At 66.6% G+C, this 703-nt stretch carries 1 protein-coding gene; it reads right to left on the bottom strand.

Going from position 1 to position 703, the window contains the following annotated elements; genetic code table 11:
• Positions 1–53 precede the first annotated feature (53 nt).
• Complete coding sequence (locus ABGA94_RS09425; RefSeq protein ID WP_005415602.1) at positions 54–596, bottom strand: type 1 glutamine amidotransferase domain-containing protein; 543 nt, start codon at positions 594–596, stop codon at positions 54–56.
• Between the last annotated feature and the right edge of the window lie 107 nt (positions 597–703).

The raw sequence follows: 703 nt of genomic DNA, 5'->3' as shown, positions 1-703 counted from the left end.
CTGCTGGGCAAATAAGGTAGTGACGGCCGGCGGCCGGCACTACCGGCAAGGCATCACGCGGCGAGTGCCTTGACCACCGCCTCGCTGAAAGCAGGAATGTCATCCGGCTTGCGGCTGGTGATCACGTTGCCGTCGACCACGACCTCGGCATCGCGCCAGTTCGCGCCCGCGTTGGCCAGGTCCTGCTGAAGGGAGGGCCAGGAGGTCAGCTCGCGGCCATCTGCCAGCCCGCTGTTGATCAGCAGCCACGGACCATGGCAGATCGCCGCGACGGGCTTGCCGGCTTCATCCACTGAGCGGATGAAGCTGAGCACCGCGTCGTCGGTGCGCAGTGTGTCCGGATTGATGACGCCCCCTGGCAGCACCAGGGCATCAAAGCCCGCCGGATCCGCCTCGTCCAGCGGAATGTCGACCGCGACGGCGTCGCCCCAGTTCTTCTCTTTCCAGCCCTTGATGGTCGCCTCCTTTGCGGGCGACACCACGCTGACCCGCGCACCTTCCGCTTCCAGCAGCCGTTTGGGCTCGGTCAATTCGGACTGTTCAAAGCCGTGGGTCGCGAGGATTGCGATCTGTTTGCCCTTCAATCGCTCTGCCATGGGTGCACTCCAGTTGGGGGAGTGCACAGCGTGGACGAACGGCCCTTGCACGGCGGTGACCCTGCCGTGCACGGCAGGTGGAGAGGACCCGGGGGGGGGGGGGGGGG

It is taken from the genome of Stenotrophomonas sp. 3diitr2024 (assembly GCF_042136455.1).
Classification (GTDB): Bacteria; Pseudomonadota; Gammaproteobacteria; order Xanthomonadales; family Xanthomonadaceae; genus Stenotrophomonas; species Stenotrophomonas sepilia.
The sequence above is the reverse complement of the archived record's forward strand: the minus strand, read 5'-3'. Positions and strand labels throughout refer to the sequence as shown.